Genomic DNA, 23856 nt, shown 5'->3' with positions numbered 1-23856 from the left:
CGATACGGATACTTGCATCGTCTTGCGCGCGGGAACCTTCGCAACATATTGCGGCAAATACAGAGATTTGACTGTGAGCCAGCTAACAGAACCGGCGAAATAACCGACCGTTAGCCATAAGTCGCGGAATCGGTACCGGCACAACTTCAACCTGCAATCCGCCCGGTTTCCCGGGCCGCCCTCGGGCCGATTTCCTAAAGTTTTACACAGATCGGCGAGGCCGATTTCAGCCTGTGCCGTGGTTCTCGGCTCTCCAACGCCGCCGTTAAGCAGACCAAAACCCGCCTCCCGCACCATCCCCCGCATAGAAACAAAAGCCGGCACGCGCGGGTCGAGGGATGTCCCGCCGATGGCGGACAGGGGATGTCAGATGGAGACCATTGCCCACTCGCGCACCCTTCGCGCAGCCCTGCTGCTGTGCGGATGGATCCTCTTCGGGTCGGCCGCCGACCTTCGCGCCGGCACCTTGCTGTCGCCCGGCCCGGCCACGCTGGTCCGCAAGTCCGCCGAACCCTTCGGCGTGTTCGCCTTTGCCGTATCCGATGGCGGCCTGCGCCAAAAATGGTTTCGCCTGAAGGACAGGCTCGACGACGAAATGGTGCAACTCGCGTTGTGCGACGGCGATCGCGCAGGATGCGTCTCGCCGGCGGCGCTGAAGCTGCTGGCCATCGTCGACCAGGCCCGCGCCCGCGAGGGCCGCGCGCGGCTCGGCGAAACCAACCGCGCCATCAATCTCGCGATCAGGCCCGCCAGCGATTTCGCTCAGTACGGCGAAGAGGACGTGTGGAGCCCGCCGCTCGTTACGTTCGCGCGCGGCGCGGGCGATTGCGAGGACTATGCGATCGCGAAGCTCGTCGCGCTCCGCCTTGCCGGCGTCGCGCCCGAGGACCTGCGCATCGTCGTCGTGCGCGACGTGCTGCAGGGCGAGGAGCACGCGGTCACGGCCGCACGGCTGGACGGACACTGGCTGATGCTCGACAACCGCCGCATGGCGATGGTCGAGGACGACAATGCCCGGGGCTACCAGCCGCGCTTCGTGCTGTATCAGTCCGCCGTGATGAAGTATGTCGACACGCCGGTTCTTGCCTCCCGCCAGGACGGTGTCGAGTCGCGCTGAGACGGACCGACGAACCGACCGCCTCAACCCTGGGACAAATCCGCGCTCACAAGGCCGTTTCGCCCGGCCTTCCGGGAAGCTAGCATGGCAGCACCATGGGCTCGGGAGGACGGGGAATGCGGCTTGTTGTGCTGGCCATCGTCGCGATCTGGGTGTCGCTGACACCGCTTGCCCGCGCCCAGACCGGCAATTCCGATCGCGCGATCGCCGACAAGCTGCCGCTGTTCGTCAAGAACAACTGCGAGCAGCGTCGCGACCCGGCCAACCGGCTGTTTTGCGGCGATCCCGAACTCGCGGCCGCGGCCGAGAAGCTCAGCGCCGCAATCGAGGCACGACTGTCGCGTTTGCCGGACCGCCTGCCGGCGATCGGGGAAAACGCGCTCTGGATCCGGCAACGCAACCTCAGTTGCGGCATCTTCGGTCAAGACGCGGTCCGTTACGAGGATATCGACCGGGTCAAAGCCTGCCTCCTGACGGAGACGGTGGAGAGAACCGCTATCCTGCGCGATCCCAATTTCGACTGCCTGGCTGCCGACACGGCCGCCGGCGCCGTGATCTGCAGCGATCCGGCGCTGGCCCTGGCGGAGGCGGAACTCAACGACGAGGTGCTCGGCCTGATCAAGAAGCTGAATGAGACCGAGGCGCGATTTGCCTTCGCCGAATACGGCCGATGGACGAGGCAACGCGATCGCAAATGCAACCTTGTCGGCAAGGACAACGTGCCGCTGGAGGAGCTTTCGCCCTCGGAGGCCTGCCTCGCCGACTTTCTCAGTCGGAAGACCGCCGAGATGGTCGCCGCCAAGGGCGATCCGAAGCGGGTGTTCGGCCGGCAGATCGCAGCGCGCGCTCCCGACACCGATGCCGTCGATTTCTGCGTCGCGCGCATTCACGCGGCCAATTCCTGCGGCGACTTCGTCCGCATCAACCGCGTCTTCGAAATCGACAGCGAAGTGGCGGATCCGCAGGCGCTGGTCACCGCGGAGGTCGAGATGGTCGTGCTGGCGCCCTTCGCCGCCTGCAGCAGGATCGCGTCCATCTGCACCGGCACCTGCTGGGACCCGAGGTCGGGCAATGCCCTGCCCTCATCGCCCGCCAAGGACAGCTTCAATGTGACGCGCCGGCTCAGGATCCAGCGCACCTTCGCCTTTCAGAAGGGCGACGACGGCTGGCGCTGCAAGGAGGACGAGCTGGCGCCAGTCGACTACGGCGTCGCGGGCGGCGGACCGTAGACTCGTCCTCTCCCTCTCCCCGCGTGCGGGGAGAGGGAGAGCCTCCACGAGGACGGTGAGAAATGGACTCGCGGAGAGTCCCCCTCACCCGGCGCTTCGCGCCGACCTCTCCCCGCAAGCGGGACGAGGTAAGCTCACATCAGAACATCAAATTGTCCTTGACCAGAACCCAACGGCCGGCCTTGACCTGCTGCACCTGGGTGATGGTGTTGGCGAGGTGGTCGGTCTTGGAGAACTTCGTCGGCGGCGAGCTGAAGATGTCGAGGAACTTGTCGCCGGACTCCAGCGCATCCAGCATCTTCTGGCCGGTCAGATCCTTGCCGGCCTTGTTGGCGTAGAAGGCGAAGGTTTCCACCGCGTTGTAGCCGATGATGGCCTGCGTATTGGCCTTGGTGCCGAACATCTTCTCGTAGTTGACGAGCCAGTCCTTCACCTTGCCCTTGGCCGTGTCCTCATAGGGAATCTCGAAGCCCGAGGCCGCATAGAGCCCCTCGACCGCGTCCTTGCCCAGGGTCGGCACTTCAAGCACGTTGGTCGGCGTGGCGCCGAGGAAGGTGACGTCCCAGCCGAGCTTCTTGGCCTCCCCCATCGCGCCGATGGTCTCGCGGATCACGGTGCCGAGCACCACGAGATCGCAGCCGTCGGACTTCATCTTGGCGATCTGCGCGCTGAAGTCGGAGGCGCCGCGCTTGTAGCTCGTCACCGAGGCCGGCTGCACTTTCATCGCGGCGAGCTGCTGGGTGAAGCCGTCGAGCACGTTCTTGCCGTACTCGTCGTCCTGGTGCATGATGCAGGGCTTCTTGAAGTTCTTCCACTCCATCATGTATTTGAGCGCGGCCCGCGTGCTCTCGACGTAGGGCAGCAGGTTGTTGAACTTCAGCCGCTCCTGCGGCTTGGCGGGATCGAACTTGAAGGTGAACTCGGCCGCCGTCAGCGGGAACAGCTGCAGCACGCCGGCGTCGAACAGCACGTCCTGGGCGGCAAGCACCGTCGGCGAACCCATCGGGCCGATCATCGCGAAGATCTTGTCGCGCTCGACCATCTTCTGCGACGCCAGCACTGCCTTCTTCGGGTCGTAGCCGTTGTCCTCGAGGATCAGCTTGAGCTTGCGCCCGTTGATGCCGCCGGCCGCGTTGATCTCCTCGACCGCCATCTTCATGCCGTTGGACACCGGCACGCCCCACACCTTGATCGGGCCCGACAGGTCCTGATGGGTGCCGATGACGATCTCGTTCGCCGAGATGCCCTCATTGGTGACCTTGGTCTGCGCCGCTGCCGGCAGGTGGGTGAGCACCACCGCGCCCACCGCAAGGCCGAACGCCCTGAACGATTTCGACATTGACATCTCCTCTCCCTGGCCCGTTTTGCGCGAAGGGCGGGGCCATCGCTCCTTCGTCGTTTTGAAACTGTTCTTTCGCGCATGGCCTTGTCGGAAAACCAGTTCCCGCTTTTCCGGGCCACGCGTATCAAGCCACCGCGCGCTCGCGATACATCGCGTCGATTTCGGCAGCGTAGCGTTTGTTCACGAAGCTGCGCTTCAGCTTCATGGTCGGCGTCAGCTCCTCATCCTCCGGCGTGAGCTGGCGCTCGATCAGGTAGAACTTCTTGACGGTCTCGACGCGGGCGAAATTGGCGTTGACCTGCTCGATCTCGCGCCAGATCAGATCCTGGATCTCCATCGCCCGGCACAGGCTCGCGTAGTTGGTGAAGGGGATGTCGTGGTCCTGCGCGAACTTCTCGACGTTCTCCTGGTCGATCATGACGAGACAGGTCAGATACGGCCGCTTGTCGCCGATCACCACCGCGTCCGAGATGTAGGGCGAAAACTTGAGCTGGTTCTCGATCTCCGAGGGCGTGATGTTCTTGCCGCCGGAGGTGATGATGATGTCCTTCATTCGATCGGTGATCTTGACGAAGCCCTCATTGTCGATGGTGCCGACGTCACCGGTGTGCAGCCAGCCGCGCGGATCGATGGTCTCGGCGGTCTTCTCCGGCTGGTTCAGATAGCCCGTGAACAGGAAGTCGCCCCGGATCAGGATCTCGCCCTCCGGCGAAAGGCTGACCTCGCCCCACGGCACGGCCTTGCCGACCGAGCCGAGCTTGATGCGGTCGGCCGGCATCAGCGTCGCCACGCCGCAATTCTCGGTCTGGCCGTAGACCTCATGCATGTCGATGCCGAGCGCGAGATACCAGCGGATCAGGTCCGGCGAGATCGGCGCCGCGCCGGTGAACGCGATGCGGCAGCGATCGAGCCCGATCATGCGGCGGATGTTGCGGAACACCAGCCAGTAGGCGAAGCTGTTGGCGATCCTGAGCGGCAGTGACGGCCGGCCGCCCTCGATCCGGCAGTCCGTGACGCGAAAGCCGATATCGATGGCGCGGCGGTAGACCCATTGCTGGAGCGGCGTCGCATCCTTCAGCGCGATGGTGACCGCGGAGTAGAACTTCTCCCAGATGCGCGGCACTGCGAGGAAGGTGGTCGGCTGCACCTCGCGCAGATTGTCCGGCACGGTTTCCGGGCTCTCGGCGAAGTTCATCACCGAGCCGAGCGCGACCGAGACGTAATAGCCGCCGATCCGCTCGGCGACGTGGCAGAGCGGCAGGAAGATCAGCCGCTCCTCATGCTCCTGCGCCGGGATGAAGTCGTTGGCGTGCCGCATCTGATGCGCCACGCTGCGGTTGGCGTGCATGGCGCCCTTGGGCGGGCCCGTGGTGCCCGAGGTGTAGACCAGGACCGCGAGATCCTCCCTGCCGCGGCTCTCGATCATCGAAGGCCACAGCGCCTCGTTGCCGACCATGTGGTTACACCCGAGCGCGCGGAATTCGTCGAGCGACATCACCATGTCGTCGGTGAACCCGCTCAGGCCCTCCATGTCGAACACGACGATCTTCTGCAGGGTCGGACAGCGCGCGCGGCAGGCGAGCACCTTGTCGAGCTGCTCCTCGTCCTCGGCGAAGATCACCCGCGTCGAGGAGTCGTTGACGAGATATTCGACCTGCGCCGCGGAGTCGGTCGGATAGATTCCGGAGGACACCCCGCCGGCGCAGAGAACGCCCATGTCGGCGTAGACCCATTCCGGCACCGCATTGGCGATGATGGAAGCGACGTCGCCGGGCCGAAAGCCGCTGGCGTGGAGCGCGTAGGCGATCTCCTTGGAGATCGCCAGCCACTCGCGCCAGCTCGTCGGCTGCCAGATGCCGAACTTCTTCTCGCGGATCGCGGGCCTGTCGCCGCGCGTTTGCGCCGCGAGCAGAAAACTCTTCGCGATCGTGTCGGCGACCGTCAGCACCGCCGGTTTGGCCATGCCTCTTCCCTCCCTGTCGCTCCCGTCCCCTCCCGCCGCCGCCTTGAAGGCGGTCTATGTCCGGTAGGGGGACACCATATTTAACGCCACGTTTTCTTCTTTTTCCAGCGTCGTTCGCCCCGCGCGCCGGCTTCCTTGGCCCCGAGGTAGAATTCCTGGATGTCCTGCGAATGCATCAGACGGTCGCAGCTGTCGTTCATGACCACGCGGCCGATCTCCAGCACGTAGCCGTAATGGGCGGTTTCCAGCGCCACCTTGGCATTCTGCTCGACCAGCAGGATCGACATGCCCTGCTCCTCGTTGACGCGGCGGATGATCGTGAAGATCTCCTTCACCAGGATCGGCGACAACCCGAGCGACGGCTCGTCGAGCAGGAGCAGCGTCGGCCGGTTCATCAGCGCGCGACCGATCGCCAGCATCTGCTGTTCGCCGCCGGAGAGCTGGCCGGCCGGCTGCTCGATGCGCTCCTTCAGCCGCGGGAAATAGCCGTAGACCCGCTCCATGTCCTCCGCGACGCCGTCGCGGTCGCGGCGCGGATAGGCCCCCATCATCAGGTTCTCGCGCACGGAAAGGAACGGGAACACCTCGCGCCCCTCCGGCACGTGGCTCAAGCCCAGCCGCACGATCCTGTCCGCCTCCATGCGCTGGATCGGCCTGCCCATGAACTCGATGGAGCCCTTCTGCGGATCGAGAATGCCGGAGATGGTCTTCAGCACCGTGGTCTTGCCGGCACCGTTGGCGCCCAACAGCGCGACGATCCGGCCCCGCGGCACCTCGAGCGAGATGCCGCGGATCGCCATGATCGGCCCGTAATAGCTCTCGATGTTGCTGAGCTTCAGGATGATGTCGGGCGCGGCTGCGGCATCCATCGCGTCAAGCTCCCAGATAAGCCGCGACGACGTCGGGATGCTGCTGCACCTCGGCGGGCGAGCCCATCGCCAGCACCCGGCCGTAGTTCAGCGCGATCACGCGGTCGGAGACGCGGTTGACCAGCGACATGTCGTGCTCGACCATCAGCACGGTGACGCCAAGCTCGCGCCTCATGTCGCGAATCCAGAACGACATGTCGTCGGTCTCCTCCACGTTGAGCCCGGACGACGGCTCGTCCAGCAGGATCAGCTTCGGCTCCGAGCACAGCGCGCGCGCGAGCTCGATCACCTTGCGCACGCCGTAGGGAAGTCCCGAGATCGGCTTGTCGCGATAGGCTTCGAGATCGAGGAATTCGATGACCTGCTCGACCCGGCGGCGGTGCACCTTCTCGTTCGCCCGCACGCTGGGCAGGAACAACAGCTCCTGCCAGAGCTGCGTGGTCGAATGCCGGTGCCGGCCGACCAGCAGGTTGGAGAGCACGGTCGCGTTCTCGAACAGCTCGATGTTCTGGAAGGTACGGGCGATGCCGAGTCTTGCGATGTCGTAGGGCGGCTCTTCGGTGATGTCCTGGTCCTCGAAGAAGATGCGCCCGGAGGTCGGCCGGTAGATCCGCGAGATCAGGTTGAAGATCGAGCTCTTGCCCGCACCGTTCGGCCCGATGATCGAGAGGATCTCGCCCTTCTCGACCGCGAACGAGACCGCGTCGACCGCCTTCAGGCCGCCGAAACGCAGCGACAGGTTCTCGGCGCGAAAATAGCTCATCGGTTCCGCTCCGACTTCACGTAGATCTTCTGTCGCTTGAAGGTGGCGCGCTTGTAGAGCGGGAACAACTGGAAGAAGAGCTTTATCTTCAGCCAGCGGCCATAGAGGCCCAGCGGCTCGAAGAGAACGAAGAGCACGATGATGACGCCGTAGATCGCGCCCTTCAGGCCGTTGAGCGAGGCGAAGGCCGCGATGCCGTCCTGAATGTGCGCTGCACGCTCCTTGCCCGCGCCGAGCGTCGCGGCGACGCCGGCGATGATGCCGGGCATGTCGTCCTTGAGGTAGGTGAGGAACGGATCGATCATCACGATGAAGATGGCGCCCAGCACCGCGCCGTGCAGGCTGAAGGTGCCGCCGATCAGGATCACGATGATGAACTCGATCGAGAGCTGTAGGGTGAACATTTCCGGGCTGATGAAGGACAGCTTGTGGGCGAACAGCACGCCGGCAAAGCCGGTGATCGCCGCCGAAATCGCGAACGACTTCACCTTGTAGAGCGCGACGTTGACGCCCATGCTGCGCGCCGCCGTCTCGCTGTCGCGGATCGCGACGAAGGCGCGGCCGGTCGGCGAGCGCAACAGGTTGAGCGTGCCGACGATGGTCAGCACCAGCACCGCCAGGCAGAGGAAATAGAAGGCCGGGCTGTCGCGCGACACCGCGGTGCCGAACAGCGACAGCGCCTTGACCCGCATGCCCTCGTTACCGTTGGTGACGCTCTCCCAGCGCGCCAGAATCTCCTCGACGATGAAGGCGAAGGAGATGGTGGCGATGACGAGATAGATGCCCTGCAGCCTGAGCGCCGGAAAGCCAACCAGCGCGCCGATGACGCCGGTCAGGAGCCCGGCGGCGAGAAAATAGACCGGGAACGGCACATTGAACTGCTGCAGATAGACGGCCGTATAGGCCCCGATCGCGAGGAAGGCGGCGTGCCCCAGCGAGGCCTGCCCGGTGAAGCCGGTGAGGATCAGCAGGGCCACGCCAACGGTAGCGTAGATGCAGACGAAGACGAGCTGGCTCATCAGGTAGCTGGAGAGCACGTAGGGCGCGACCAGCAGCACCGCGAACAGCGATCCGTAGGACACCACATAGCCGGAATGCGGAAACAGCCGGATGTCGTCCTCGTAGTCGGTCTTGAACAGGAAGCGCATGGTGTTCAGACCTTCTTGCGGACGTGGAGGCCGAACAGGCCTTCGGGCTTGAGCAGCAGCACGGCGAGCAGCACGAGATAGGGCGCGACGTCCTTCCAGCCCTCCGGCAGATAGAAACCCGCCATGCTCTCGATCACGCCGATCAGCACGCCGCCGACGACGGCGCCGGGGATCGAGCCGAAGCCGCCGAGCACGGCGGCCGGGAAAGCCTTCAATCCGAGCACGAGGCCGACGTTGGAATGGATGAAGGTGATCGGCGCGAGCAGCACGCCGGCGCAGGTCGCGACCGCGGCGCTGATCGCCCAGACGATCGACACCACGCGCTTCACCGGGATGCCCATGTAGTAGGCCGCCAGCATGTTCTCCGAGCTCGCGCGCATCGCGGTGCCGAGCGTGGTCTTGTTGAAGAACAGGTAGAGCAGCGCGCACAGGATGATCGTGGCTGCGATCACCGAGAGCTTGTCGTAGGCCAGCACCAGCGAGCCCAGCCGCAGCACGCCCTGGCTGAACGGCGTCTCGATCTTGAAGTCGTCGGTGCCCCAGATCATGCCGGCGACCGAGCGCAGGAAGTAGCCGAGCCCGATGGTCGCCATGATGATGGAGAATTGCGGGTAGCCGAGGATCGGCCGCACCACGATCCGCTCGGCCAGCATGCCGAAGGCAGCCATGGCGGCGACCGCGCCGGCAAAGCCGACCCAGTAGTTCAGGCCCAGCATGCCGATGAAGGTGAAGGCGAAGAATCCGCCCAGCATCATCAGATCGCCCTGGGCGAAGTTCACGACCTCGGTTGCCTTGTAGACGAGCACGAAGCCGAGCGCGATGAGGCCGTATACGCAGCCGAGCGCGACGCCGCTGACCAGCTGCTGAACGAAGTCCAGCATTGCCGTTCACCCTCCCCCGACGCAGACAGCGGTTCTTCGACCGCCTGGCCGCATCTTGTGTCCAGTCGCTACGCAGCGGTTCCAGCCGCCGTCATGCGCCATTTGTCCGATACCAATTCAGCCCCAACCGTTAAGCGCTGTCAACAAATGCGAACCGGTCGCAATCCATGCCGGACCGCGGAATTTGCGGCGACCGAATTCACCGTGCCGAAATATCTTCGGGTCATGGTCGCCGGCGACGCAAAACCGGATGGTGTCGCCGTGATGAGACCGGACAGCTCGGCCCTCGAGGTTCGAGGGTTAACGAAGCGTTTCGACCGTTTGGCGGTGGATTCCCTCGATCTTGCGGTCCGCGGCGGCGAATTCTACGCGCTGGTCGGGCCGAACGGCGCCGGCAAGACGACCACGCTGCGCATGATCGCGGGACTGTTGCGCCCCGATGCGGGGACGGTCTCGATCTTCGGCATCGATGCGCTCGCCGAGCCCGTCGCCGCCAAGCAGGTGATGGCGTGGGTCTCGGACGAGCCGATGATCTACGACAAGCTGACGCCGATCGAATATCTCGAATTCGTCGCCGGCCTCTGGGGCATCGATCCCAAGGCGTCCGAACCCGCTGCGCAGGAGCTCCTGAGCTCGCTCGGGCTCGCGCCGCACCGGCACGAGCGCTGCGAGGGATTTTCCAAGGGCATGCGCCAGAAGGTCGCGCTCGCCGGCGCGCTGGTGCACGACCCCCGCCTCATCATCCTGGACGAGCCGCTGACGGGGCTCGACGCGGTCTCGGCCCGCCATGTGAAGGGGCTGCTCGCGAGCCGTGTGCACGCGGGCTGCACCGTGATCATGACCACGCACATTCTCGAGGTCGCCGAGCGCATGGCCGACCGGATCGGCGTGATCGCCGCCGGCCACCTCATCGCCGAAGGCACGCTCACCGAGCTGCGCCAGCAGAACGGACGCACCGACACCAGCCTGGAAGATCTCTTCATCGCACTGGTCGACCTCGAGGCCGCCGCCGCATGAGCTCGGCGACCGCGCTGTCCTGGTTCGCGCGTCACGAGCTCCGGCTCGCCTGGCGCGAATGGCTCGCGATGATGACCGGCGGCCGGCGCAAGCGAAGGCGCGCCGCTGCGGTCGGCCTAGTCGTGTTCGCTGCGCTGCTGCATCTGCCGGCCTGGGCGGTGGTCGGCCGCTTCGCCGACCTCCGACTGCCGCTCGACAAGTCCTCGCTGATCGTCGTCTCCTCGACGATCCTCCTCGCCTGGGCCTTGATGCTATCGCAGGCGATCGAATCGGTGACGCGGGTATTCTATGCCCGCGCCGATCTCGATCTCATCATGTCCTCGCCGGCGAAGCTGACCAATCTGTTTTCGATCCGCATCGGCGCGATCGCGCTCACGGTCACGACGATGGCGCTCTTGCTGTCGACCCCGTTCGTCGACGTGCTGGTAATCGGCGGCGGCGCGCGGTGGCTGGCGGCCTTCGGCGTCGTCGTCGCCATGGGCCTGTCGGCCGCAGCGCTCGCGATCGCCATCACGATCCTCCTGTTCCGGCTGATCGGGCCGGCGCGGACGCGCTTCGTCGCGCAGGTCCTGGCCGCCATCATCGGTGCAGGCTTCGTGATCGCGCTGCAGATCGCCGCGATCGTCTCCTACGGCACGCTGTCGCGTTTCGCCGTGCTGACCTCCGACGCCGCGGCCGCCCATGCGCCCGGCGTCGACAGCCTCCTGTGGTGGCCGGCGCGCGCCGTGCTGGGCGACGGCGAGGCGCTCCTGCTGCTGCTCGCCTTCGGCCTCGTGCTGCTGGGCAGCGTGATGGCCGCCTTCTCGAGCCGCTTCGCCGACACCGCGATCGATGCCGCCGCCCAGGGCGCGCGCAGCCGGCGAAGCGTGCGCGAGCGCGGCTTCCGCGCCGGTTCGCGGCCGCAGGCGCTGCGCCGCAAGGAATTCATGCTGCTGTGGCGCGATCCCTGGCTGATCTCGCAAACGATGATGCAGCTTCTCTATCTCGTGCCGCCGGCGCTGTTGTTGTGGCGCAGCTTTGCCGAGAGCTCGGCGGCACTGGTGCTGATCACGCCCGTGATCGTGATGGCTGCGGGACAGCTTGCCGGCGGTCTCGCCTGGCTGGCCATCTCGGGCGAGGACGCCCCCGACCTCGCCGCCACCGCGCCGTTGCCGGCCTCGCGCGTCATCCGCGCCAAGGTCGAGGTCGTGCTGATCGCGATCGCCGCCATCTTCGCCCCGCTGGTCGCAGCGCTCGCCTTTGCCTCGCCGCTGCAGGCGGCGATCACGGCGGGCGCGATCCTGGTCGGCGCCGCCTGCGCCACCGCAATCCAGCTCTGGTTCCGGGTGCAGGCGAAACGCAGCCAGTTCCGCCGCCGTCAGACATCGTCGCGCCTGGCGACGTTTGCCGAGGCGTTCTCCTCGATCGGCTGGGCCGCCACCGCCGCGCTGCTGCTCGTGCTGCCCGTCGCCGGCCTCGTCAGCGGCGCGATCACCGCCAGCCTCGTCGCCGCGACCTGGAAGTTCAGCCCGCGGAGGGCATGAAAAGCCGCAAGCCGTCGCTCGCCTTGGAAGTAAGGCTATTTCGCCTTACATGCCATCCTCAACATTTCGGAGTCGCCGCCATGGGGACACTTACCGTCACCGCAAAGGGACAGGTCACGCTGCGCAAGGACCTGCTGGAGCACCTGGGTGTGTCTCCGGGGGACAAGATTTCGATAGAGAAGCTTCCCGGCGGCCGGGTCGAGGTGAAGGCGGCTCAGCCTTCCGGAAGCATTTTGGAGGCCTTCGGCTGCCTGAAGGCAAAACGGAAGGGCCGGCCGCTGTCGATCGCGCAGATGAATGAGGTCATCGCTCGAGGCTGGGCCGGCAAGCGATGAAGATCACGGCCGACACCAACGTCCTGGTACGGGTCCTCGTCGAAGACGATGCCGAGCAGAGCAAGGCGGCAGAGACCATCCTCAGGAAAGCAGACGTCGTGGCCATTTCGGTCACCGCATTATGCGAGTTGGTCTGGGTGCTCTCGCAAGGCTACAGGATTTCGTTCGAGGATATTGCGGACGCAATTCGACGTCTGATCAATGCCTCAAATGTCGTCGTGAACCGGCCCCTGGCCGAGGCGGGGCTGGCATTCCTGGAACGCGGAGGCGATCTTGCCGACGGGATCATCGCGCATGAAGGCAGCTGGCTCGGCGGCGAGACCTTCGTGTCCTTCAACAAGAAGGCCGTAAAGCTGATCGAGGCAAGCCGCGGATCGGCGCGGCTGCCCTAGCGCCGCATGACGGCAGGCAAATCCGGCGATAAACTCTCTGGATTGTCGAACGAGCGACGGACGGTCCCGCAATGTCTCGACCATTCCTGACGGCCCTTGCGCTGTTCGGCTGGCTCCTGACGCCTGCCCTCGCCCAGCAGGCACAGCGCAGCGAGTGCCTGGCCATGGCGAATGCTGCGCCCCGCGCGATTCCGGTGGCTTGGCGGCAGGCCAATGCGGCCGAGGTCGAGATCACCTACGCCGGCCACTCCACCTATTTCATCGAGACGCCCGGCGGCGTGCGGATCGCGACCGACTATAGCGGCGCCTACCAGGTCGGCCGGCTGCCCGACGTCGTCACGATGAATCGCGCCCACAGCACGCACTACTCGCTCTTTCCCGACAAGCGCATCCCGCATGTGCTGCACGGCTGGGGCGAGGACGGCAAGCCCGCGTTGATCTCGACGCGCATCGGCGATACCTTCATCCGCAACGTCACGACCGACATCCGCCGCTACTTCGGCGACGATTCCGGCACCGACATGATCCGCGACGACAACTCGATCTTCATCTTCGAGGTCGCGGGCCTCTGCATCGGGCACCTCGGCCATTTGCATCACAAGCTCGACGACAGCCATTTCGCGCAGATCGGGCGGCTCGACATCGTGATGGTGCCGATCGACGGCACCTACACCATGTCGCTCGGCGGCATCTCGGACATCACGAAGCGGCTGCGCGCCTCCGTGGTGCTGCCGATGCACCGTTTCGCCACGCCGCTCGACGATTTCATGCGCCGGATCGGGCAAGAGTTCGAGATCGACCGGCGACCCGGGCGCAGCTTCCGCATCTCGCGCGACACGCTGCCGGGCACGCCGACAGTGATCATCCTCGACGGGGTCTAGGGAGACGACAGCATGACTGCGATCAGCGCATCCGCCAACAAGAGCGGCCTCTTTGCCGATCCGCGCGAGGACTGGCTCGCGCTGCACCAGGAAGAGGTGATTGATCCGGCGCGCCGAATCGTCGATCCGCACCATCACCTCTGGGACCGCGGCGGCCAGCGCTACCTGATCGAGGAGATGGTCGCGGACATCGCCTCGGGCCACAACATCGTCGCCACCGTCTATGTCGATTGCCGCTCCATGTATCGCGCTCGCGGACCCGAGGCGTTCCGCCCGGTCGGCGAGGTCGAGTTCGCCAACGGCGTCGCCGCGATGAGCGCGAGCGGCGGCTATGGACCGGCCGCGATCTGCGCCGGCATCGTCAGCCACGCCAACCTGCTGCTCGGCGATCAGGCGAGGGGCGTGCTCGAAGCCGAGATCGCCGCCGGAGGCGGCCGCTTCCGCGGCATCCGCCACTCCTCCGCGTGGGACGAGGACCCCAACGTCGCCGGCATGTACGCCAACCGTCCGAAAGGACTGCTGCTGAATGCAACCTTCCGCAAGGGCTTCGCCTGCCTCGCGCCGCTCAATCTGAGTTTTGACGCCTGGCTGTTCCATCCGCAGATCGGCGAGCTCACCGATCTTGCCCGCGCCTTTCCGGATACCAGGATCGTGCTCGACCATTGCGGCGGCCCGGCCGGCATCGGCCGCTTCGCCGGTCGCCGTGAGGAGCAGTTTCCGCTCTGGCGCGCCGCGATCCGCGAGATCGCCAGATGCGAGAACGTGGTGGTCAAGCTCGGCGGGCTCGCGATGTGCCTGCTCGGCTACGACTTCCATTTGCGCGCCAAGCCGCCCTCCTCCGAGGAACTCGCGGCCGCCTGGCGGCCCTACATCGAGACCTGCATCGAGGCGTTCGGACCGAAACGGGCGATGTTCGAGAGCAATTTCCCGCCGGACAAGGGACAGTGCAGCTATCAGGTGATCTTCAACACCTTCAAGCGCATCGCGGCTCCCCTGAGCGAACCGGAGAAGTCCGCACTGTTCTCGGGCACCGCGACCGAGTTCTATCGGCTCGAATTGCCGACCTGAACGAAGAGAGGGGCCGGAACGTCCGTCCCGACCCCTCTCCTGCGCTGGGAAGCGCTTTGAACTCGTCTAGCCGGCGCCCACGAGGCTCGCGGAGCGGCGCTCTCCGGGGGCCAGGAACATCCGCTTCAGCTTGTTGAGGACGCGGACCATGAAGCCGATCAGCACCGGATTGGTCTTGCGGCAGAAGGCGATCTTCTTGACGTGACCCTCGACGTGCCATTTGGCGTGGGCGCCGTCGCGGAAGAAGATCACGTCGCCGACGCCGTAGCGCTTGGGCGGCATGCCGTCGCTTTCGAGAACGATCGATCCTTCCAGGATCATGATCGTCTCGTCGAAATCATAGTACCAGTTGAACTTGCCTTCGGTGCAATGCCAGATCAGCGTCGTGGCGGTGCCGTCGTCGCTGGTGGACAGCGCGCAGGAACGGGCTTCCGGATTGCCTTCGATGATCCAGGAGGGCTCGATCGGTGCCGGCTTGAGATCCACACTGGTAGAGCCGGTTTCGATAAGCGCACGCGACATCGGTCACCTCGAGCATTGAACAAAGCGTTAAAGGCCAGCCCCGCGACGGGCCTCCGGAACAATGCGGGTGACGCTAGTAGCGGTCTTTTAATTCTTCCTTACGCGGGCGTGGACAATCAGCCGCAAGTTGCAGGTCCGACATCCCTAACGCGACGATTTGCCTGCAGATTCATGCATGCGAATCCATCCCTTCCGGGGTGCGACAAAATGCGCCGGTTCGGGCCCCGCTCGATCCGGCCGCTTCAGCTTCGCGCCCACTCGCCCTTGCGGAACACGGGCACCTTGCTGCCATCTTCCAGGATGCCGTCGATATCGGTCTCGGCGGAGCCGATCATCCAATCGATGTGGATCAGGCTCTGGTTGCCGCCTTGCGCGGCGATCTGCTGCGGCGTGAGCTTTGCGCCGTTGACGAAGCACTTGGAGTAGCACTGGCCGAGCGCGATGTGGGAAGCCGCGTTCTCGTCGAACAGGGTGTTGAAGAACAACAGGCCGCTCTGCGAGATCGGCGAGGAATGCGGCACCAGCGCCACTTCGCCGAGACGGCGGGCGCCCTCGTCGGTGTCGAGCACCTTGTTCAGCACTTCGGCGCCGCGCGAGGCCCTGGCATCGACGATGCGGCCGTCCTCGAAACGCACCGCGATGTCGTCGATCAGCGTGCCCTGGTACGATAGCGGCTTCGAACTCACGACATGGCCGTAGACACGCCGGCAATGCGGCGTGGTGAAAACCTCTTCCGTCGGAATGTTGGCGTTGCAGCTGATGCCATTCTTGGAGACCGACGCGCCGCCCTCCCATTCATGGCCGTCCGCGAGACCGATGGTGAGGTCGGTGCCGGGCCCGCTGTATTGAAGCGCGCGGAAGCGTTTGCCGTTGAGCCAGTCGGTGCGCTCGCGCAGCACGGCATTGTGCGCGGTCCAGTTGGCGGTCGCATCCACGCGGTCGACGCGGGAGGCGGCGAAGATGGCGTCTGCCAGCTTGCCGACCGCGACCTCCTCCGGCTCGTTCGGAAACACCTGCCTGGCCCAGGACGGGCTCGGATAGGCGACGATGTTCCAGTTGGTGTCGAAATTGACGATCTTCTCCAGCGCCGGCTGATAGGCCATCGAATTGGCCTTGCTGGCGCGCGCGACCTTGGCGGGGTCTTCGCCGGACAGCAGCATCGGATCGTCGCCGACGATGGCAAGCCGCGCGGTATTTTCGGAGAATGCCTTCGCCATGCCTTCGTAAAGCCAGCCTGCGGCACGGTCGAAACTGGCATCCCGCCCGAAGCGGTAGCGCGACAACGTCACTTCCTCATCCGACAGGATCGGCGTCACCAGGTTGGCACCCGCCTTGTAGGCGTGCACGGCGATCCGCCGCACCAGCGGCAGCGCCACGGCCGGCGCCGTCAGGAGGACATCCTGTCCCGGCCGCAGGCCCAGCCCGACCTTCACCGCCACCTCGGCCAGCCGGTCGAGCTTCACGGGATCGACGGGAGCAGTGGAATTGCGCTGTTCGGTCATGCGGGATCCTTTGCGAAAACTGTCTCACATCTAAGTCTGGCATCGCGAGGCGCAAGTGCGCGCGCCTCCTGCGAGATGCGCAATTTCACGCAATCGGGTTTTCAGCGCGCCACCGAACCGAGCACCCGGTCGACCATGGCCGGCGCGAGGCCAAGGTAGTTTTTCGGTGAGGTCAGAGCCTCGATCGTGGCGCGATCGATCCTGTCAGACACACGCGGATCGGCGAGCAGCGCCTCCGCGAGCGCCAGACCTTTTTCGTTGGCGAGCCGGCAGGCGTCGTAGACCACGTCATGAGCCTCCTGCCGGCCGATCTGCGGCGCGAGCCCCATCATGACGGCTTCCGCCACGATCAGGCCGCGGCTGATGGCGAGATTCTCGTCCATCTTCCTCTCGTCCACGATCAGGCCCGCGAGCGCGAATTTCGCCTGATGCAACGCGCCCGCGGCGAGCACGAAGCTTTCCGGAATCGCCATCCACTCGGCGTGCCAGGGCCCGGTGGCGCGCTCGAAATCCTGCACCATGGCATCGAGCATGAGGCCGGCGTGCTGGCGGACGGCCTTGGATGCGGCGAGCATCAACTCGGACGAGATCGGGTTGCGCTTCTGGGGCATCGTCGAGGAGGCGCCGCGCCCCTTCACGAACGGTTCGTAGACCTCGGCGAATTCGGTCGAGGCCATCATCATGATGTCGAGCGCGATCTTGCCGAGCGAGCCCGTGACCAGCGCGAGGAAATTCACGGTCTCCGCGAGGCCGTCGCGTGCGACATGCCAGGTGGAGACGGGGACGGCGAGCTTCAATTCCTCGCACAGTGCCTGCTGCACCTCGAATCCCCTGTCGCCGAGCGAGGCCAGGGTGCCCGCGGCGCCGGCGAACTGGCCGACCAGCACGCGCGGCTTCAACTGGCCGAGACGTTCGTCGTGACGATCGAACATGGCGAGCCAGATCGCGGTCTTGTAGCCGAAGGTCACCGGCAGAGCCTGCTGCAGATGGGTGCGGCCGGCCATCGGCGTGTCCCTGTATCGCTTCGACAGCCTTGCGAGGATGTCGCGCAACTCGGCGATGTCCTGCTCGATGATCTTCAGCCCGTCGCGCAACTGCAGCACCACCGCGGTATCCATGATGTCCTGCGTGGTTGCGCCCCAATGCACGTAGCGGCCGGCCTCGCCGCACTGCTTCACCATCTGATGCACCAGCGGCAGGATCGGATAGCCGACGATGTCGGTCTCCCGGCGCAGCAGGTCGAAATCGAGCGCCGCGACGTCGGTGCGCGCGGCGATCGCGTCGGCGGCCTCCTGCGGGATCACTCCACATCGCGCCTCGGCCTTCGCCAGCGCGACCTCGACCTCTGCATAGCGCGAGATCAGCGCGAAGTCCGAAAACACCTCCCGCATCCGCGGCGTGCCGAAGGCGTCGCGGAACAGGATCGAATCGAGCACGGTCGTGGAGGCGGAAAAGACGGGCATGGGCGGGGAGGTCTTTGCTTGGGGTGGACGCAAGGGTCAGCTTACGCCGGATCGTTGGCCGGGCAACGACTATCAACCATCCACACCGCTGTCATGCTCCGGCTCGACGGAGCATCACGTGTTCGGCGGCCTTGGCTCATTTCCCGGCGTTGACGCGGCTCACACCGCTCGCTGTCCTTGTCTCTGCTGCAAATGACATGGCTGGCATCCCTTGCCGTCAGAGCAACGGCGGCGGTGACGTTGAACCAAGGATGCCGGTCGGCGGACTCAAAGACATATCGCACCAATTCATTTTGCCTTTTCTTCCGCTCGATCGTCTCGCGAGGTCAGAGTTCCGAAGTGCAGTTTCTGTTTACGGATCATCTGCTTGATACCGACAGGCGCGAGCTGAGCCGCGAACAGGTTCCCATTTCCGTCGAGCCCCAGGTGTTCGACCTCGTCGTTCACCTGATGGAGAATCGCGATCGGGTGGTGACCAAGGATGAACTGATCGACAAGATCTGGCACGGGCGGTCCGTCTCGGAGTCCACCCTCACCAGCCGGATCAATGCGGCGCGCCGGGCAGTCGGCGACAGCGGCGCAGATCAGGCCCTGATCCGCACCATCGCGCGGAAGGGCTTTCGCTTCGTCGGCGAGGTCGAGACGCGGCCCGGCCATTCCGTGCCGGCGGAACCGACCGCGCAGAACGGCGAGTTTCACGCCGCTCTGGCCCTGCCCGACCGGCCGGCGATCGCGGTCCTGCCCTTCACCAACATGAGCGGTGACCGCGACCAGGAATATTTTTCCGACGGCATCAGCGAAGACATCATCACGGCGCTATCCAGGTTGCGCTGGTTCTTCGTCATCGCGCGCAACTCGTCCTTCGTCTACAAGGGCCGGGCCGTGCACATCGGCGAGATCGCGCGCGACCTCGGCGTGCGCTACGTGCTCGAGGGCAGCGTGCGCCGGAGCGGCGAGCGGGTCCGTATCTCCGCCCAACTCAACGACACCTCTTCGGGCAGCCATCTCTGGGCCGAGCGCTATGATCGCGATCTCGCCGACGTGTTCGCCGTGCAGGACGAGATCACCGAGGCGATCGTCGCGGCGATCGAGCCGAAGCTCTACGCCGCCGAGAGTTTTCGTGCCCAGCAGAAGCCGCCGGGCAGCCTCGACGCCTGGGACCTCGTGATGCGCGCGCTGTCGCATTATTGGCGGATCACGCCGCAGGACAATCTGGCGGCCCAGACGCTGCTCGAAAAGGCGATCGCGATCGATCCGGCCTACGGCAAGGCGCTGGGCCTGCTGGCGACCAGCCACATCTCCGGCGCCCATATGGGATGGGCCAGCATGACGACCGCGGTGCCGGTCGCCGAGCGCGCGGCGCTGGCGGCGGTCGAGGCCGATCGAGAGGACGCCTGGGCCCATCACGGCCTCGCCTACACCTATCTGTTCCAGCGTCGTTTCGACGACGCGGTGGCCGAGTTCGAACTGGCGCTCCGGCTCAATCCGAATTTCGCGCTGGGGCACGCCTTCTACGGCGTGACGCTGTGCTATTCGGGCCGCTGGCAGGACGGCGACGCGGCCGCGCGCCGTGCCCTGCGGCTCAGCCCGCGCGATCCGTTCGCGGCGATCTTTTGCGGCGTTGCCGCCTATGCGCAATTCATCGGTCGCAACTATCAGGAGGCAATCCGGCTGGCGCGCGAATCGCTGCGGCTGCGGAGCGATTTCGTCGGCGCCCATCGCGTGCTCGCGGCAGCCGCCGGCATGTCGGGCGATCGATTGCTGGCGGCGACCGCGCTTGCGGGATTGCACCGGGCCCAGCCGAACATCTCGCTGGCCTGGATCACCAAGGAACTGCCGATGAAGCGGGCGGCCGATCGCGAGCACTATCTCGAGGGATTGCGGCGCGCGGGGATGAGGTAGGCGAGTTCAGCGCCATACGATGGACTACTCCGCAACCGTCTCGTCGCTGCCGCCGGTGACTTGAAGAAGAGGCGAACGCCGCCGGCCCCTCGCAACCCTGCGCGCGAGGGTGCCGGCGGCAGTCTCAAACCGACTTGCGCCAGGGAACGAGCATCGCGACGCGCTCCTTGTATTGCCGGTACTCGTCGCCGAACACCGCGATGAGATCGCGTTCCTCCAGGGCGATGCCGAGCAGGATGTAGGCCGTGGTGACCGACGCGAACAGCAGGTGCCCCACCGTCATGGTCGGCGCCGCCCAGAACGCGATGATCAGGCCGAGGTAGATCGGATGCCGGACGAACTTGTAGACCAGCGGCGTCCTGAACTGCGTCGCCGGCGGCTCCTTGTCGATGAGATGGTTGGTGACCTGGTGCAGGCCGAAAAGTTCGAAGTGATTGATCATGAACGTGCTGGCGAAGAGCAGCGCCCAGCCCGCCAGGGACAGCGTGACGATCGTCACCGCGAAATCGGGGTCTTCGACCTCCCATATGACTTGCGGCATCGGACGCCACTGCCAGAACAGGAGAGCGAGCGACAGCGCAGCCGCCAGCACGTAGGTGCTGCGTTCCACCGGCTTGGGGACGTACTGCGTCCACCATGCCTTGAAGCGCTGACGCGCCATCACGCTGTGTTGAACGGCAAATAGCGCCATCAGCAGCAGGTCGACGACGAGAGGCTCGATCGCGGAGGAATCGGCTCCGGTATCGATGCTTTTCGGCACCACCAGGCCCATGACGAAGCCGATGGCGTAGAGGAGGGTCACGAATGCCACGAGATAGGCCGCAATTCCGTACAGAAATGCGATGATCTTGAACACTCTGGAGCCCGAAATATCCGGGCCGATGGTATGAATTTGGGTCATGGATAGCTCCGTTATGCCGAGAGTTCGCCACTTCTTGCGTCGCTGCACCATGCCGGATGGGACGGGCCGTGGCTTTTACGGCCGATTGATTTTCGCCTGAGGCGACGATGATTTTTGCTTGAGATGACGCCGGTGCGATTTCGCCTTGAAAATCAGGTCGCTCGACGACGACCTGCTCGCGCTCTCGTGCGACGGCGCGGCCGTGCCGGCGATGGCCGAGCAGGAGTTGCTTCGATCTCGAAGGTTTTCGCCGCGCGGGGCTGAGCTGGACGAGCGCAAGCCGGCCCTTGACCTGCATCAAAGGTGACGACCTTCTGCCGGTGCTACATGGTCTTCATGCATATTCGCAATTCGCGGGAAGGCTATGGCGCCGTTGCGATGACCCTGCACTGGGCCGTCGTGATGCTGGTGGCTTGCGCGTGGCTGACCGGACAGTTCGGCGACGTTCTGCCGCGCGGCCCGCAGCGCGAGGCCGGCGAGCTCGTCCACATGTTCCTCGGGCTTTCGATCGTGGTGCTGGTCGCGGCGCGGCTGTTCTGGCGCCTCGCCGATTCGCCGCCGCCGGAGGACCCCTCGATCGGCCCCTGGAGCGAACGGGCCGCCCACGCGATACATTATTTGATGTATGCGCTGCTGATCGCCGCGCCGGTCGTCGGCATCGTGCTCCAGTTCGCCCGCGGCCAATCGCTGCCGGTGTTCGGCCTGTTCGAGATCGCCTCACCCTGGACCGCCGACCGCAGCTTCTCCCGCTCGGTCAAGGAGGTGCATGAGACGCTCGCGAACGGACTTCTGATTCTCGTCGGCCTGCACGCCGCCGCCGCGCTGGTTCACCACTACGTTCTGCGCGACCGCACCCTGGTCCGCATGCTGCCGCGATCTCGGGGCTGACTTCCAGGGGTCCACACCACCTAAGGCGCCGTCTTCCGACGGATGTGCACGATGACGTCAACGCGCGCGATGTCATGGCCCGGCAGGGCGTCCGGCATCTTCTCGAACATCAGTCCCTGGGGAATGTCGACCAGGATATCCTCGCCTTCGAGGTAGAAATGCGGGTGCACCGACGTGTCGGTGTCGAAGAACGACTTGATGCCGTCGGCCGCGACCCGGCGCAACAGCCCGGCCTCGGTGAGCTGGTTCAGCGTGTTGTAGACGGTCGCGAGCGAAAGCTGCATGTTCGCGGCGATCGCCTCGTCGAACAGCGCCTCCGCCGTGACGTGGCGATGACCATTTGAAAAGAGCAGGTGACCCAGCATCAGGCGCTGACGGGTCGGCCGCAAGGCGACGCTGCGTAGGAGTTCCTCGCAGCGTGCCATGCCGTCGTCCGCGCGCCGGGATCCGACGGCGATGTCGGCCAAGATCTCGCCTGGCTCGTTGGCGAAGGCATTGCTGGAGAGGATATCCATCGCGGGGCGTCTCACGGTTGGATGATACCGGGAGCGACCAGGCCGCGCGCCGACATCGACCCGCTTCACGTTCTCCCGTTGCAATCGGATCGCAATTGCAACAATTCTGCTTTGATCCGGATCAAATTTGGCCGTGAACGGCCCGCGCCGCGAGGTCGCATCCTGAGGGCGGTCGATGCCCTGCCGTCTCTGACCTATCGCAAGTCGAACGTCTCGCCGGCTGCCAGAATGAACCGATATCGACGAGGACAACAATGTCAAAACCGGTCCCGGACAAGGCAGAGGTCGCGCTGGAATATCCCGACAAGTTCTATGTCGGGACCTTCGAGCATTCATCGCGGTTTGAGGCCCATCTCGACGGAAGCGGCTTTGCCCTGGTGCTGACACGTCCCGGCGCGGAAGAGGTGCGCAAATCGGTGCACCTGCACATCAGCTTCGGCCTGTTGGCCGGCATCCTGCGCGAACTCGCGGCGAGCGTGACCGCGATTCCGAAGGATGACATCGCGCACCGCGAGCAGCTCGCGGAGGCGCTGAGCGAATTGCAGGCGGCGCTCGGCAAGGAATAGCGACGGCATGGCGCCTGCAGGGGCCGTGAAATTAACGCTTGCTTCAGCCTTTCTTAAGCTCCCGTTAGGCACAGACGACGATTGCCGGCCAATACGTCGGGTTGCGCGCGGCTGTGCCGCGCAAGTGACAGCATTTTAGTCGAATGATCGCTATCTGCGTAACCGACGAAGGCGCCCGATCGGCGCCTGCCGGGTTTTGAGTGTTGGAGTAAAGACCATGAAGAAGATCCTGTTCGCCACCGTGGCGCTGCTCGCGCTGGGCGCGGCCGCGCCGGCCATCGGCGCCGACCTCGGCGCCCGCAACTACTACAAGCAGGCGCCCGCCTATGCTGCGCCGATCTACAACTGGACCGGCTTCTATCTCGGTGCGCATCTCGGCGGCGCGTTCTCCAGCGACAGCAATTTCAGCGGCCTGACCACGGGCAACAACGCCAACGGCCGCTTCCTCGGCGGCCTGCAGGCCGGCGCGGACTGGCAATTCAACCCGAACTGGGTGGTCGGCGTCGAAGGCCAGTATAGCTGGCTGTCCGGTAACGTCGGCGCGGTGTTTCCCGGCGGCTACGCCTACGCCAACGACCAGCGCGGGCTCGGCTCGATCACCGGCCGCGTCGGCTACACCTGGGGTCCGGGCCTGGTCTATGTGAAGGGCGGCTACGCCTATTCGGACAACAACGAGAGGGTAACGCTCGGCGGCGTACCGGTCGCCTTCGCGATTTCCGGCGACCATAGCAACGGCTACACGGTCGGTGCCGGCGTCGAATACATGTTCGCCCCGAACTGGTCGGCCAAGGCCGAATACCAGTACTATAATTTCGGCGACGCCCACTTCACCGCGCCCGCCGCCATGGTGCCGGCCGGCAACTTCACCACCGACGATCACACGCTGAAGGCCGGGGTCAACTACCGCTTCAACTGGGGCGGCCCGGTCGCGGCGCGCTACTGATCGGTAACCAGACTTCCCTTTCACGAAGGGCCGGCGGTTGCGCCGGTCCTTCTTTTTTTGCCGTATGGAAATCCGACAAACGATTGCGCAACTTGCGATTTTTTAACTGACCGCCGCGATACTCCG

23 protein-coding genes are annotated in these 23856 nt (G+C 65.2%); 12 read left to right on the top strand and 11 right to left on the bottom strand.

Annotated elements, in window-relative coordinates; translation table 11 throughout:
• The first annotated feature begins 370 nt into the window (after nucleotides 1-370).
• Both KGM94_RS01360 and KGM94_RS01355 read left to right on the top strand, forming a co-directional pair.
• Nucleotides 371-1117, top strand: coding sequence for a transglutaminase-like cysteine peptidase (locus KGM94_RS01360; protein WP_300254106.1), 747 nt, complete (start codon nucleotides 371-373; stop codon nucleotides 1115-1117).
• A 116-nt stretch (nucleotides 1118-1233) separates the two neighbouring features.
• On the top strand, nucleotides 1234-2346 hold the full coding sequence (locus KGM94_RS01355; protein ID WP_300254105.1) for a lysozyme inhibitor LprI family protein: 1113 nt from the start codon (nucleotides 1234-1236) through the stop codon (nucleotides 2344-2346).
• Nucleotides 2347-2485: 139 nt separating this feature from the next.
• Here the strand turns inward: KGM94_RS01355 and KGM94_RS01350 are convergent, their stop codons facing one another.
• From KGM94_RS01350 to KGM94_RS01325, 6 genes are all read right to left on the bottom strand, one after another.
• Nucleotides 2486-3685 carry an ABC transporter substrate-binding protein gene (locus KGM94_RS01350; RefSeq protein WP_300254104.1) on the bottom strand — a complete coding sequence of 400 codons (1200 nt, stop codon included), beginning with the start codon at nucleotides 3683-3685 and terminating at the stop codon, nucleotides 2486-2488.
• 127 nt (nucleotides 3686-3812) lie between these two features.
• Complete coding sequence (locus tag KGM94_RS01345; protein WP_300254103.1) at nucleotides 3813-5651, bottom strand: AMP-dependent synthetase/ligase; 1839 nt, start codon at nucleotides 5649-5651, stop codon at nucleotides 3813-3815.
• Between the two features lie 80 nt (nucleotides 5652-5731).
• Entirely contained in the window at nucleotides 5732-6520 is a 789-nt protein-coding gene (locus tag KGM94_RS01340) for an ABC transporter ATP-binding protein (RefSeq protein WP_300254102.1), read from the bottom strand.
• Nucleotides 6521-6524: 4 nt separating this feature from the next.
• A complete protein-coding gene (locus KGM94_RS01335; protein ID WP_300254101.1) occupies nucleotides 6525-7283 on the bottom strand; it encodes an ABC transporter ATP-binding protein in 759 nt (252 codons plus the stop codon).
• Nucleotides 7280-8431, bottom strand: coding sequence for a branched-chain amino acid ABC transporter permease (locus tag KGM94_RS01330; RefSeq protein ID WP_300254100.1), 1152 nt, complete (start codon nucleotides 8429-8431; stop codon nucleotides 7280-7282). Before KGM94_RS01330 ends, KGM94_RS01335 begins: the two co-directional genes overlap by 4 nt.
• Nucleotides 8432-8436: 5 nt before the next feature.
• Nucleotides 8437-9312: a branched-chain amino acid ABC transporter permease gene (locus tag KGM94_RS01325; protein ID WP_300254098.1), complete on the bottom strand. Its 876-nt coding sequence runs from the start codon at nucleotides 9310-9312 to the stop codon at nucleotides 8437-8439.
• Nucleotides 9313-9537: 225 nt separating this feature from the next.
• On the opposite strand from KGM94_RS01325, the gene KGM94_RS01320 reads away from it, so the two are divergent.
• From KGM94_RS01320 to KGM94_RS01295, 6 genes are all read left to right on the top strand, one after another.
• On the top strand, nucleotides 9538-10329 hold the full coding sequence (locus KGM94_RS01320) for an ABC transporter ATP-binding protein (protein WP_300254109.1): 792 nt from the start codon (nucleotides 9538-9540) through the stop codon (nucleotides 10327-10329).
• Nucleotides 10326-11852, top strand: coding sequence for a permease (locus tag KGM94_RS01315; protein WP_300254096.1), 1527 nt, complete (start codon nucleotides 10326-10328; stop codon nucleotides 11850-11852). Before KGM94_RS01320 ends, KGM94_RS01315 begins: the two co-directional genes overlap by 4 nt.
• A gap of 80 nt (nucleotides 11853-11932) precedes the next feature.
• Nucleotides 11933-12187 (top strand): AbrB/MazE/SpoVT family DNA-binding domain-containing protein, encoded by a 255-nt coding sequence (locus tag KGM94_RS01310; RefSeq protein ID WP_300254108.1) that lies wholly within the window; start codon nucleotides 11933-11935, stop codon nucleotides 12185-12187.
• Nucleotides 12184-12579, top strand: a complete 396-nt coding sequence (locus KGM94_RS01305) for a type II toxin-antitoxin system VapC family toxin (RefSeq protein WP_300254094.1) — start codon at nucleotides 12184-12186, stop codon at nucleotides 12577-12579. Before KGM94_RS01310 ends, KGM94_RS01305 begins: the two co-directional genes overlap by 4 nt.
• 71 nt (nucleotides 12580-12650) lie before the next feature.
• A complete protein-coding gene (locus tag KGM94_RS01300; RefSeq protein ID WP_300254092.1) occupies nucleotides 12651-13460 on the top strand; it encodes an MBL fold metallo-hydrolase in 810 nt (269 codons plus the stop codon).
• Between the two features lie 12 nt (nucleotides 13461-13472).
• Nucleotides 13473-14528 (top strand): amidohydrolase family protein, encoded by a 1056-nt coding sequence (locus KGM94_RS01295; protein WP_300254090.1) that lies wholly within the window; start codon nucleotides 13473-13475, stop codon nucleotides 14526-14528.
• Between the two features lie 66 nt (nucleotides 14529-14594).
• On the opposite strand, the gene KGM94_RS01290 is transcribed toward KGM94_RS01295, so the two are convergent.
• From KGM94_RS01290 to pcaB, 3 genes are all read right to left on the bottom strand, one after another.
• A complete protein-coding gene (locus KGM94_RS01290) occupies nucleotides 14595-15050 on the bottom strand; it encodes a cupin domain-containing protein (RefSeq protein ID WP_300254088.1) in 456 nt (151 codons plus the stop codon).
• 242 nt (nucleotides 15051-15292) lie between these two features.
• Nucleotides 15293-16552 (bottom strand): aminopeptidase, encoded by a 1260-nt coding sequence (locus KGM94_RS01285; protein ID WP_300254086.1) that lies wholly within the window; start codon nucleotides 16550-16552, stop codon nucleotides 15293-15295.
• Between the two features lie 101 nt (nucleotides 16553-16653).
• Entirely contained in the window at nucleotides 16654-18015 is a 1362-nt protein-coding gene (gene pcaB / locus KGM94_RS01280; RefSeq protein ID WP_300254084.1) for a 3-carboxy-cis,cis-muconate cycloisomerase, read from the bottom strand.
• Between the two features lie 339 nt (nucleotides 18016-18354).
• On the opposite strand from pcaB, the gene KGM94_RS01275 reads away from it, so the two are divergent.
• Entirely contained in the window at nucleotides 18355-19917 is a 1563-nt protein-coding gene (locus KGM94_RS01275) for a winged helix-turn-helix domain-containing tetratricopeptide repeat protein (RefSeq protein ID WP_300254082.1), read from the top strand.
• 124 nt (nucleotides 19918-20041) lie between these two features.
• On the opposite strand, the gene mddA is transcribed toward KGM94_RS01275, so the two are convergent.
• Nucleotides 20042-20818, bottom strand: coding sequence for a methanethiol S-methyltransferase (mddA, locus tag KGM94_RS01270; protein WP_300254080.1), 777 nt, complete (start codon nucleotides 20816-20818; stop codon nucleotides 20042-20044).
• A gap of 336 nt (nucleotides 20819-21154) precedes the next feature.
• Here mddA and KGM94_RS01265 point away from each other — a divergent pair, with 336 nt between their 5' ends.
• On the top strand, nucleotides 21155-21706 hold the full coding sequence (locus KGM94_RS01265; protein WP_300254078.1) for a cytochrome b: 552 nt from the start codon (nucleotides 21155-21157) through the stop codon (nucleotides 21704-21706).
• Between the two features lie 20 nt (nucleotides 21707-21726).
• Here KGM94_RS01265 and irr read toward each other — a convergent pair whose 3' ends face one another.
• On the bottom strand, nucleotides 21727-22221 hold the full coding sequence (irr, locus tag KGM94_RS01260; RefSeq protein WP_300254076.1) for a Fur family transcriptional regulator Irr: 495 nt from the start codon (nucleotides 22219-22221) through the stop codon (nucleotides 21727-21729).
• Between the two features lie 254 nt (nucleotides 22222-22475).
• Between irr and KGM94_RS01255 the strand changes: the two genes are divergently transcribed.
• Both KGM94_RS01255 and KGM94_RS01250 read left to right on the top strand, forming a co-directional pair.
• Nucleotides 22476-22787, top strand: coding sequence for a hypothetical protein (locus tag KGM94_RS01255; RefSeq protein WP_300254074.1), 312 nt, complete (start codon nucleotides 22476-22478; stop codon nucleotides 22785-22787).
• Nucleotides 22788-23004: 217 nt separating this feature from the next.
• Complete coding sequence (locus KGM94_RS01250; protein WP_300254073.1) at nucleotides 23005-23730, top strand: outer membrane beta-barrel protein; 726 nt, start codon at nucleotides 23005-23007, stop codon at nucleotides 23728-23730.
• The last annotated feature ends 126 nt before the right edge of the window (nucleotides 23731-23856 follow it).

The organism is Bradyrhizobium sp. (assembly GCF_028868675.1).
In the GTDB taxonomy this organism is placed as follows: Bacteria; Pseudomonadota; Alphaproteobacteria; order Rhizobiales; family Xanthobacteraceae; genus Bradyrhizobium.
This window is presented reverse-complemented; position numbering and strand designations above follow the sequence as displayed.

Bases quoted from the DNA above. Each gene is read 5' to 3' on its own strand.
- KGM94_RS01340 (WP_300254102.1), bottom strand. From the start codon at position 6,520: ATGGATGCCGCAGCCGCGCCCGACATCATCCTGAAGCTCAGCAACATC.
- KGM94_RS01290 (WP_300254088.1), bottom strand. From the start codon at position 15,050: ATGTCGCGTGCGCTTATCGAAACCGGCTCTACCAGTGTGGATCTCAAG.
- irr (WP_300254076.1), bottom strand. From the start codon at position 22,221: ATGGATATCCTCTCCAGCAATGCCTTCGCCAACGAGCCAGGCGAGATC.
- mddA (WP_300254080.1), bottom strand. From the start codon at position 20,818: ATGACCCAAATTCATACCATCGGCCCGGATATTTCGGGCTCCAGAGTG.
- KGM94_RS01330 (WP_300254100.1), bottom strand. From the start codon at position 8,431: ATGCGCTTCCTGTTCAAGACCGACTACGAGGACGACATCCGGCTGTTT.
- KGM94_RS01325 (WP_300254098.1), bottom strand. From the start codon at position 9,312: ATGCTGGACTTCGTTCAGCAGCTGGTCAGCGGCGTCGCGCTCGGCTGC.
- KGM94_RS01250 (WP_300254073.1), top strand. From the start codon at position 23,005: ATGAAGAAGATCCTGTTCGCCACCGTGGCGCTGCTCGCGCTGGGCGCG.
- pcaB (WP_300254084.1), bottom strand. From the start codon at position 18,015: ATGCCCGTCTTTTCCGCCTCCACGACCGTGCTCGATTCGATCCTGTTC.
- KGM94_RS01305 (WP_300254094.1), top strand. From the start codon at position 12,184: ATGAAGATCACGGCCGACACCAACGTCCTGGTACGGGTCCTCGTCGAA.
- KGM94_RS01360 (WP_300254106.1), top strand. From the start codon at position 371: ATGGAGACCATTGCCCACTCGCGCACCCTTCGCGCAGCCCTGCTGCTG.
- KGM94_RS01255 (WP_300254074.1), top strand. From the start codon at position 22,476: ATGTCAAAACCGGTCCCGGACAAGGCAGAGGTCGCGCTGGAATATCCC.
- KGM94_RS01355 (WP_300254105.1), top strand. From the start codon at position 1,234: ATGCGGCTTGTTGTGCTGGCCATCGTCGCGATCTGGGTGTCGCTGACA.
- KGM94_RS01345 (WP_300254103.1), bottom strand. From the start codon at position 5,651: ATGGCCAAACCGGCGGTGCTGACGGTCGCCGACACGATCGCGAAGAGT.
- KGM94_RS01335 (WP_300254101.1), bottom strand. From the start codon at position 7,283: ATGAGCTATTTTCGCGCCGAGAACCTGTCGCTGCGTTTCGGCGGCCTG.
- KGM94_RS01285 (WP_300254086.1), bottom strand. From the start codon at position 16,552: ATGACCGAACAGCGCAATTCCACTGCTCCCGTCGATCCCGTGAAGCTC.
- KGM94_RS01310 (WP_300254108.1), top strand. From the start codon at position 11,933: ATGGGGACACTTACCGTCACCGCAAAGGGACAGGTCACGCTGCGCAAG.
- KGM94_RS01265 (WP_300254078.1), top strand. From the start codon at position 21,155: ATGCATATTCGCAATTCGCGGGAAGGCTATGGCGCCGTTGCGATGACC.
- KGM94_RS01315 (WP_300254096.1), top strand. From the start codon at position 10,326: ATGAGCTCGGCGACCGCGCTGTCCTGGTTCGCGCGTCACGAGCTCCGG.
- KGM94_RS01300 (WP_300254092.1), top strand. From the start codon at position 12,651: ATGTCTCGACCATTCCTGACGGCCCTTGCGCTGTTCGGCTGGCTCCTG.
- KGM94_RS01350 (WP_300254104.1), bottom strand. From the start codon at position 3,685: ATGTCGAAATCGTTCAGGGCGTTCGGCCTTGCGGTGGGCGCGGTGGTG.
- KGM94_RS01295 (WP_300254090.1), top strand. From the start codon at position 13,473: ATGACTGCGATCAGCGCATCCGCCAACAAGAGCGGCCTCTTTGCCGAT.
- KGM94_RS01320 (WP_300254109.1), top strand. From the start codon at position 9,538: ATGGTCGCCGGCGACGCAAAACCGGATGGTGTCGCCGTGATGAGACCG.